This window comes from Trueperaceae bacterium, assembly GCA_019454765.1.
Lineage (GTDB): Bacteria > Deinococcota > Deinococci > Deinococcales > Trueperaceae > JAAYYF01.
Genome location: JACFNR010000071.1, coordinates 1 through 8,068 on the forward strand (window position 1 = coordinate 1; position 8,068 = coordinate 8,068).

Annotated in this window: 7 protein-coding genes; 4 read left to right on the forward strand and 3 right to left on the reverse strand. The window is 71.8% G+C overall.

From position 1 onward, the window contains the following. The first annotated feature begins 38 nt into the window (after positions 1–38). From H3C53_12930 to H3C53_12940, 3 genes are all read left to right on the forward strand, one after another. The gene (locus H3C53_12930; GenBank protein ID MBW7917569.1) at positions 39–743 is read left to right on the forward strand and encodes a MerR family transcriptional regulator; all 705 of its coding nucleotides are present in this window, start codon (positions 39–41) and stop codon (positions 741–743) included. Between the two features lie 97 nt (positions 744–840). Then, the gene (locus H3C53_12935; protein MBW7917570.1) at positions 841–2,730 is read left to right on the forward strand and encodes a macro domain-containing protein; all 1,890 of its coding nucleotides are present in this window, start codon (positions 841–843) and stop codon (positions 2,728–2,730) included. Beyond that, positions 2,727–3,740, forward strand: a complete 1,014-nt coding sequence (locus H3C53_12940) for an ADP-ribosylglycohydrolase family protein (protein ID MBW7917571.1) — start codon at positions 2,727–2,729, stop codon at positions 3,738–3,740. Before H3C53_12935 ends, H3C53_12940 begins: the two co-directional genes overlap by 4 nt. 72 nt (positions 3,741–3,812) lie before the next feature. On the opposite strand, the gene H3C53_12945 is transcribed toward H3C53_12940, so the two are convergent. From H3C53_12945 to H3C53_12955, 3 genes are read right to left on the reverse strand one after another with little or no spacing between them, the layout of a single operon-like run. Next, positions 3,813–4,727: an ABC transporter permease gene (locus H3C53_12945; protein MBW7917572.1), complete on the reverse strand. Its 915-nt coding sequence runs from the start codon at positions 4,725–4,727 to the stop codon at positions 3,813–3,815. Beyond that, the gene (locus tag H3C53_12950; GenBank protein ID MBW7917573.1) at positions 4,720–5,694 is read right to left on the reverse strand and encodes an ABC transporter permease; all 975 of its coding nucleotides are present in this window, start codon (positions 5,692–5,694) and stop codon (positions 4,720–4,722) included. The genes H3C53_12945 and H3C53_12950 overlap by 8 nt, the downstream gene beginning before the upstream one ends. A 28-nt stretch (positions 5,695–5,722) precedes the next feature. Continuing rightward, positions 5,723–7,360, reverse strand: coding sequence for a peptide ABC transporter substrate-binding protein (locus H3C53_12955; GenBank protein ID MBW7917574.1), 1,638 nt, complete (start codon positions 7,358–7,360; stop codon positions 5,723–5,725). 310 nt (positions 7,361–7,670) lie between these two features. Between H3C53_12955 and H3C53_12960 the strand changes: the two genes are divergently transcribed. Beyond that, on the forward strand, positions 7,671–8,068 hold a 398-nt coding region (locus H3C53_12960; protein MBW7917575.1), incomplete at its 3' end, for a formate--tetrahydrofolate ligase.

The window sequence follows — 8,068 nt, forward strand, 5'->3', positions numbered from 1 at the left end:
TCGTGCTTCGCGATCCGCTCGCCGCCCACCGGGAAGCCGTGTTCTCCCTCACCGAACTGGTCGAGGCCGCCAACGCCTTGCTGCCCACCTACCTCCCCAAGGACGCCAGCGGTCGCGCGGCCGAGGACGTCAACCCGCGGTTGGTGCGCTTCTACACCACGGAGGGGCTCATGCCCGACGCTCTCCGTGAGGGTCGCGAGGCGCGGTACACGTTCGAGCACCTCGTGAACCTGTTGGTCGTCCGCAAGCTCCTCGCCGAGGGGTTCGGGAGCGGCGCCATCCGTTCGGCCCTCGCCGGCCAGGACGCCGAGCGGGTCGCGGCCCTCCTCGAGGGCGAGGTCCAGGTGCAGCTCGTGCCCAGAGGCACGAGCGGCCCGGGAGACGCCGCCAAGGCGGCCTTCCTGAGGGCGGTGCGGGCGCGCGCTGGGCTCGACGGGGCGGGCCCCGCCGGCAAGGCGGCCGCGGCGTCGACCCCCGCCGCGCCGAGGACCGATGGAGGGCAGGACGCCGATGGCCAACGCCCGGCTTCCATGCGCCGCGCCCACGAGGCGCCCAAACCGTCGCCGGCGGCCGGCACCGACCTCCCCACCAGCTGGACCCGCGTCAACGTCATGGACGGCCTGGAGCTCTTCGTCCGCGACGACTTCGTCATGCCCACCACGCTCTGGGGAGACGACGCGCTCCTCCAGACGGTCAGGATCGTCCTGCTCCAGGTGGAGCAGAGCCGCAAGAGACGCAAATGACGGGAAACCCTCGCAAGGGGTCGCCGAGGACGACCCGTAACGAGCCGACCGGAACCAACCCCACCAGTTCACGACACCTGCCACCCAGGGGGACAGCATGACCAGCAACGCGCCGACCGCCCTACCGATGCCCAGCCTCACCGTCGTTCCCGCCAAGCCAGGTCTACCCGCCGGCGGCGGGGAACTCGACCTACTCGTCACCGTGAGCGTCGAGCACCCGGCGCTCGAGGTGGACCGCAAGCCGCTCAGCCTCGCGCTCGTCATCGACCGCTCCGGCTCCATGAGCGGCCAGCCGCTCGCGGCGGCCAAGGCGGCGGCCCAAGTGGCCGTCCGCATGCTCGTGCCGGGCGACTGGGTATCCGTCGTCACCTTCGAGTCGCGGGTCGAGGTCGTGCAACCCCTCGTCGAGGTGGGCGCCGACCGGGGCGCCATCCTCGCCGCCATCGACCGCATCCGGCCGGGTGGCAGCACCAACCTCTTCGGCGGCTGGGCCGAGGGGCTGTCGCAGGTGATGAGCTGCCCCACCCCGGACGCCGTCAACCGCGTCGTTATCCTCAGCGACGGCATGGCCAACGCCGGCGTGACCGACCGCGGCCGGATCGCGCGGGACGTGACCGAGGCGGTCGCGCACGGCGTCACCACGACCGCCATGGGCCTCGGCCGGGACTACGACGAGCACCTGCTCCGCGCCGTCGCGGACGCCGGGCGCGGCAACTACGCGTTCCTGGCGGACGAGCGCGCCGTGTCGGTCGCCTTCGAGGAAGAGGTCGCCGGCCTGAGCTCCCTGCGCGGCCGCGCTGTCCGGCTCGCCGTGGAACCTCGCGCCGCCGCACGCCTCACCTGGGCAGACCCGGCGGTCGCCGCTGCCCTCGGGTTGGGGGCGGATGCCGACGGGGTCGCCCTCCCCGACCTCGTCGCCGGCCTGCCCGCCGACTACCTGCTCACCCTCTCGGCGGGGGCCGGTGCCGAGGGGCTCGGGTTGACGCTCGGCTGGGAAGACGTCCTCACCGGCCGCCGCGAGGAGGCGCGGTTCGAGCTGGACCTCCCCCTGCTCGACGACGCCGCCTGGCGGACCGCCCCGGAGGACGCGCGCGTCGTGGAGGCGCGGGGCCTCCTCGCCATCACGGCCCTGAAGCGCCGCGTCGCGGTGGCGGCCCAGGCCGGCGACGTAGAGGGCGGCATGGCGCTCCTCCGCGACCTCCACGCCCTGATAGCCCACCTGCCCGTCGGCGAGACGCGCAGGCGCGAGGAGGACGAAGCTACGGCCCTCCTCAACTACTTGAGAGCCAGCGACACCGCCATGGCCCAGAAGATGGCGTGGGCGCAAGCGCGCCGCAACGTCAGGAGCCGCTCCGACGAGAAGCGCGACCTGATGATGCGGCTCGAGCGCGAACGCCGCTTCGAGAAGGAGCGCCTCGCGCGCGCCGCCGGCGTGGCCACCCTCGTCCCCACCGAGGTCCTGTTCGAGACGACCGCCCTCGGCGGCACCCGCGTGCAGGTCGTGAAGGGAGACATCACCGACCAGGCCGTCGACGCCGTGGTCAACTCCACCAGCCGCTCGCTCATCGGGGTCGGCGGGGTCGACGGCGCGCTCGCCCGCGCCGGCGGACCCGAGCACATGGCCGCCATGCGGCAGATCGGCAGCCTCGACTACGGCGCCGCGGCCTTCACGCCCGCCTACGGCATCCCCGCCAAGTACGTCATCCACACGGCCGCGCAGCCGTGGGACGGCGGCAAGCCAGCGGTGGGCATCTTGAAGCTCTGCTACCACACCGTCTTCGCCCTCGCCGAACAACTAGGAGTCAAGTCAATAGCGTTCCCCGCCATCGGCACCGGCAACTACGGCTTCCCCGCCTGGATCGCCGCCGAGGTGGCGGCCGACGCCGCGGTGCCGTGGCTGACGCGGGGCACCTTCGACCTCGTCCGGCTCGTGGCGTTCGACGACGCCACGGGCGCCGCCTTCGTGGCCGCTGCGGAGAAGCGGTGACGCGACAGGAGCGCGCGGAAGCGAGCGACCAGGTCGACCCGGCCGCCCGCGGCGCCGGGGGCGGCGCCACCGACCGCGCCACCGACGGCGCCACAGACCGCGCCACAGATCGCGCCCGCGGCGCTCTCGTCGGCCTCGCCGTGGGCGACGCCCTCGGCACAACGGTCGAGTTCCAACGGCCGGGCTCCTTCGAACCGGTGACCGACATGGTCGGTGGCGGGGTCTTCGGCCTCGAGCCCGGCCAGTGGACGGACGACACGAGCATGGCCTTGTGCCTGGCCGAGAGCCTCGTGGCCCGCCGAGGCTTCGACCCCACCGATCAGCTGCAGCGCTACGTGCGTTGGTGGCGCGACGGTCATCTCTCCTCCACGGGTAGCTGCTTCGACATCGGCAACACCACCGCTGCCGCGCTGAGGGCCTACGAGGAGACGGGCGAACCGGACAGCGGCCCCACCGACCCTCACGCGGCCGGGAACGGCAGCCTCATGCGCCTCTCGCCCGTCGCCATCGCGTACCGGCACTCGCCGGCGGAGGCGGTGCGGCTGGCGGGGGAGAGCTCGCGCACCACGCACGGGGCTGCCGAGTGCGTCGACGCCTGCCGCTGGTTCGCCGGGCTCCTCGTGGGCGCCATCCATGGGCGCACCAAAGCAGAACTCCTCGCCCCGGACTACCGGCCCTACGCCGGCGCGGCGGCGCCTGCCACCCCCGCCGTGCGCGCCGTGGCGGCGGGCTCCTACCTTCGCCGCGAACCGCCGGACATCACTGCGAGCGGCTACGTGATCGACACGCTCGAGGCGGCCCTGTGGGCGTTCGCGCGCTCGAACGGCTTCGAGGAGGCCGTGCTGGCGGCCGTCAACCTCGGCCGCGACGCCGACACGGTCGGGGCGGTGTGCGGGCAGCTCGCCGGGGCGCACTACGGCGAGAGCGCCATCCCCACGAGGTGGCGCGAGCGGCTGGCTCTGGGCGGCACGATCGGGGAGCTGGTGGACGGGCTCCTCGCCCTCGCCTGAGGTCGGCGCAGCGGGTCCGGCGCCACGCCGCTCGCAGCGCGTGGCCGGCGGACCGTGCGCCGCGCGACAGCCCTACGCCACGCGGCGCCGGCCGCGACGGCCGGGTGCGCGGCGCCGCGGCGTCGGCCGGTGCGGGTCGAACGCGTCGCGCAGGCCGTCGCCGATGGCGTTGGCCGAGATGACCGTCAGGAAGATCATCAGGCCGGGGAAGACGGCGAGGTGCGGGTAGCGCGTCATGCTCGTCTGGGCGTCTCTCAGCATGTTGCCCCAGGTGGAGGTGGGGGGCTGGATGCCGAAGCCGAGGTAACTCAGGCCAGACTCCGCGATAATGGCCACCGCCACCTGCAGCGTGGCCTGCACGAGGATGGGCCCGATGGCGTTGGGGAGGATGTGCAGGAAGATGCGGCGCGCGTGACCGCCGCCGGCGGCCAGGGCGGCCTCCACGAAGGTGCGTTCGCGGATGGCCAGGAAGCTGGCGCGGACGATGCGCGCCACCACCATCCACGACATTCCGCCGATTATCAGCACGATCATCGGCAGCCCGCCCGCCGCCGTGCCGACGCCCGTGTCGAAGAGCAGCGTGCTGAGGACGATCAGGACGAACAGGGCCGGCACGCTCAAGAACATGTCGGTGAGGCGCATCAGGAGACTATCGAGCCAGCCCCGGTAGTAGCCGGCGAGCGCGCCCACCAGCGTGCCCAGCGCGACCGAGATGACCATGGCGAGAAGCCCCACCAGCAGCGACACGCGGCCGCCGTAGAGGACGCGCGTGAGGGTGTCGCGCCCCAGGTCGTCCGTGCCGAACGGATGCGCCAGCGACGGCCCCAGGAAGCGGGCCCGCAGGTTGGTGCTGGAGGGGTCGTAGGGCGACAATCCGGCGAGGAGCACGGCCAGCACGATGAGGGCGAACACGATCGCCCCCGCGAGCGCCAGCTTGTGGCGCCTGAAGCGCTGCCACGCCTCGCCCCAGCCGTTGCGCTCAGTCATAGGTGATCCTCGGGTCCACCGCCGCGTAGGCCAGGTCGGCGAGCAGGTTGGCCACCACGATCAGGGCAGACGTGAGCATCACGATGGCCATGAGCACCGGGTAGTCGCGGCGCAGGGCGGATTGAAAGAAGAGGCGCCCCATGCCCGGCCAACTGAAGATCGTCTCCGTGAAGAGCGCGCCCGAGAAGACGAGCGGGAGGTCGAGGCCGATGAGCGTGATGAGGGGCATGGCGGCGTTCCGCAGCGCGTGGCGGTAGACGACCACGCGCTCGACCAGGCCCTTGGCGCGCGCGGTGCGCACGTAGTCGAGGCGCAGCACGTCGAGCATGGACGCCCGCAGGAAGCGCGTGTACCACGCCACCCAGGTGCTGGCGAGCATGATCACGGGGAGCACGAGGTGCCAGACGCGGTCGGCGAAGACGCCCTCGCGGCCGAGGCTGTACATCCCCCCGGCGGGGAAGAGCGGCCCGCCCGTGAACGGGTTGCTGAGGCCCACGTAGAAGACGAGGATCAGCAGCAGCCCGAGCCAGAAGACGGGCACCGACTGCCCCATGAAGGTGAGGGTGGTCACGACGTGGTCGAACACCGAGTACTGCCGGACCGCGCTGAGCACGCCGGTGGGGATGGCAACGATGAGCGTGACCACGAACGCCACGCCGACCAGCAGCGCCGTGTTGGGCACGCGCTCCAGCACCTCGGTCATCACGGGGCGCCCCGTCTGAAGGGAGGCGCCGAAGTCGCCGCGCACGGCGCCGCCCAACCAGCGGCTGTACTGCACGAGCCACGGGTCGTTCAGGCCGCGCTCCTCCATGAGGCGCGCGATGTCGGCCTGGGTGATGCTCGGGTCGCGCTCGAGCTGCGCTAGCGGGCTGCCCGGGCTCGCCTGCAGCAACGCGAACACGGTGGCGCTCACCACCAGCAGGAGCGGCAGGCTCTCGACCAGGCGCCTCAAGACGTAGCGCGTCATGACCGAGGACCCGCCGCTCCGCCGGGCCTTACTCCAGGTACCAGTCGGCCACGTCCCAGCTGATGCCGGCCCACGTGTTGGCGTTCACGCCCTTGAGGCGAACCGACAGCGCGCTGCCGTCAGCGAACTGGTAGAGGTAGATCTGCGGCAGCTCCTCGTTGATGGCCTCGGCCACGTTGCAGTAGTCGGCCTTGCGGACCGTGAGGCTCGGGCTGCTGCCGGCCTCGTCGAGCCAGGCGTCCACCTGGGGGTTGGACCAGCGGCTGTAGTTGCCGCCCACGCCGCCGTTCTCCTCCGTGGGTATGCGGCTGGACGCGAGCAGGTCGTACACGTGCGCCTGCGGGTTGATGCCGGCGCCCGTGTCGTACATGAGGATGTCGAAGTCGCCCGTCTTGCGCGCCGCGCCGTCGGCCCACCCGCCGAAGAGCACGCTCTGCTCGACGTTGCGGACGTTCAGCTCCACGCCGACGCTCTTGTACATGTCGGCGATGACCAGCTCGGTCTGCTCGAGGAGGCGGAAGTCCGTGTAGCCCATCACGTCGAGGCTGAGGCGCGTGCCGTCGGCCGCGTACTTGGCGCCCTTGGCCACGCGCACCCCGCCGCTGCCCATGACCCAACCGGCCTCGTCCAGGAGCTGCGCCGCCCTGTCCGGGTCGTAGTCGTAGCCGTCGACCTCGCAGGTGTACCAACCGAGCTCGAAGGGCGAGTTGGCGCGCTGGACGCGGCCCTCGGCCAGGCCGTCGATGATGGAGTCGTAGTCGATGGCGTAGGCGAGCGCCTGGCGCACGCGCAGGTCACCGAGGATCGGGTGCGGCGCCTGCCCGATCACGGGGTTGCCGCGCTCGCCCAGGTTGAGGAACATGCGGAGGATGTAGATGGACGGCACCAGCACGTAATCGACGTTGCCTGACGCCTGGAGCGCGTCGCGCTGGTTGGCGCCGGGCCACAGCATGCGCTCCGCGTCGCCGCGGACCATCATGGCCACGCGCGTCTCCTCGCTCGGCACGACCATGTAGACGAGCCTGTCGAGGTACGGCTTGGCGGGATCGCGGTAGCGCTCGTTGCGCTCCATGATGATGCGGTCGCCCGCTCGCCACTCGCCTAGCACGAACGGGCCGGTGCCAACAGGGTCGCGGTTGAAGGCCCAGCTGCTCATGTCGGTGAGCTCGCCGGAGGCGTGGCGCGGCAGGATGCCGTACTGGAAGAGGTCCAAGTAGCTCGAGTCGAACTCGCTGAACTCGACGACGGCCGTCGAGTCGTCGACCGCCGTCACGGACACGACCTTGGCGAACAGCCCACCGCGCACCGAGTTGGCACCCTGCGTGGCGGCCTCGTACGTGAAGACCACGTCGTCGGCGGTGACGGCCACGCCGTCCGACCAGGTCAGGCCGGGCTTGAGTGTCCAGGTGACGCGGAGCCCGTCCGGTGACACGTCGCCGTTCTCCGGTGTCGGCACCCGCGCCGCCATGACGGGCACGTACTCCCCGGCCGGGTTCACGGTCAGTAGCGGCTCGACGATGGCGGGCGCCACCTGCGAGGTGATGAGGGCGGTGCTCAGGTAGGGGTTGAGGGTGGGGATGTCCTCCGGCAGGAGGACCGTGGCGGTGCCGCCCCGGGTCTGGGCAAGGCCCGTGCCCAGCAGCGCGGCGAGGAGGACGGCCGCCAAGGCCGCCGGGAGGCGCCGCCAGCGGCGCGCGGGCGGTCGCGCGCCCCGGTCCGGCGCGGACGGAACACGAGTAGGTCTAGGAAGGATGAACATAAGACGAGTCCTTTCCGATGAACGAGGACGTCAGACTGTGTTGCTTACGACTGACGGTCACCTTACGCTCCGGTCGAACCGTTGTCAAAGAAGCGAAGAGTCGCTGGTGCCACCGTGGCGCACCATGCGCGGTCAGGCCGGCGCCGAGAAGAGCGCGCTCGCACCGGGACGTTCGTAGCTCGCGCCGCACCCCCTCTGCGCCTACGCTGGCCTCACCATGGCTCAGACGCTGCGAACCATCGATAACGTCGCCCGCGACATCGGCCTAGACCCGAACCGCGTGCTGCCGCTCGGGCGCCACAAGGCGAAGATCGACTTGGACGGTCACCCGGTGGGCGCCGGCGACGGGAAGCTCGTGCTGGTCAGCGCCATCACCCCCACCAAGGCGGGGGAGGGGAAGACGACCGTCAGCGTGGGGCTCACGGACGGGCTGAGGCGCCTGGGTGCGCGCGTGGCGTTGTGCCTGCGCGAGCCGTCGCTGGGGCCTGTGTTCGGCATCAAGGGCGGCGGCACGGGCGGCGGCAAGGCGCAGGTGGAGCCCGCTAACGACATCAACCTGCACTTCACGGGCGACCTGCACGCCATCACGGCGGCGCACAACCTGTTGGCGGCGCT

Excerpts from the sequence above, each read along its gene's own strand:
- H3C53_12935 (MBW7917570.1), top strand. The coding sequence starts at position 841 with ATGACCAGCAACGCGCCGACCGCCCTACCGATGCCCAGCCTCACCGTC.
- H3C53_12945 (MBW7917572.1), bottom strand. The coding sequence starts at position 4,727 with ATGACTGAGCGCAACGGCTGGGGCGAGGCGTGGCAGCGCTTCAGGCGC.
- H3C53_12950 (MBW7917573.1), bottom strand. The coding sequence starts at position 5,694 with ATGACGCGCTACGTCTTGAGGCGCCTGGTCGAGAGCCTGCCGCTCCTG.